Source organism: Wenjunlia tyrosinilytica (assembly GCF_014646055.1).
Lineage (GTDB): Bacteria > Actinomycetota > Actinomycetes > Streptomycetales > Streptomycetaceae > Wenjunlia > Wenjunlia tyrosinilytica.
Genome location: NZ_BMMS01000148.1, coordinates 1 through 835 on the forward strand (window position 1 = coordinate 1; position 835 = coordinate 835).

1 pseudogene is annotated in these 835 nt (G+C 61.0%); it reads right to left on the reverse strand.

From position 1 onward, the window contains the following. Nucleotides 1-835 (reverse strand): annotated as a pseudogene (locus IEY86_RS35960) (hypothetical protein); the annotation flags it as partial.

Sequence of the window (835 nt, forward strand, 5' to 3'; positions counted from 1 at the left end):
TCGGTGGTGGGTGTGTCCTGGGGTTGTTCGTCGGTGGTGGGTGTGTCCTGGGGTTGTTCGTCGGTGGTGGGTGTGTCCTGGGGCTGCTCGTCGTTGGTGGGCTGCTGGTTGTCGGTCTGGTCGTTGACGGGGGTTTGGTTTTCGTTGGTGGGCTGTTCGTCGGTGAGCGGTGAGTCCTGGGGCTGCTCGTCGCTGCCCTGGCTGCTCGAGGACGGCCCGGTTACGGGATCAGTCTCTGCGGTCTCCACGGTGGTGAGGTCATGGCTACCAGGGTTGCCGAAGATGCGTCCGTTGACGTTAGTGGTGCCAGTGAACTGGCTTCCGGTGACGAGGATGCCACCTTCAACGGTGATGTCACCGTAGAAGCTGGCAGTTCCTTCTCCACCTTCGTTGAAGGAATTCCCGACGAGGACGATGCCGCCGCCGTTGTGGGTGATGTCTCCGTGGAAGGAGCCATTGACACCGTTGCCGTTGGCTCTGTTGCCGACGTAGATGACGCCGTCGCCGTTGTGGGTGTAGTTGCCGGAGAAGTTTCCCTCAACCGGCCCTTCGAAGGAGTTCCCGACTTCGATGTCGCCTCGGCCGTTGTGCGTGACATCGCCGTTGCCGTTGTGGATGACGTTCCCGTTGCCGTTGTGGGTGACGTTTCCGTTGCCGTTGTGGGTGACGTTTCCGTTGCCGTTGTGTATGACGTCGCCGTCGCCGTCGTAGACGACGTCGCCGTCGCCTTCCTGGACGTAGTTTCCAGGCCGCTCTTGGGTGCTCTGTTCGTCTTGGTTGGTCTGTTCCTCTTGGGTGCTCTGTTCGTCTTGGTTGGTCTGTTCCTCTTGGGTGC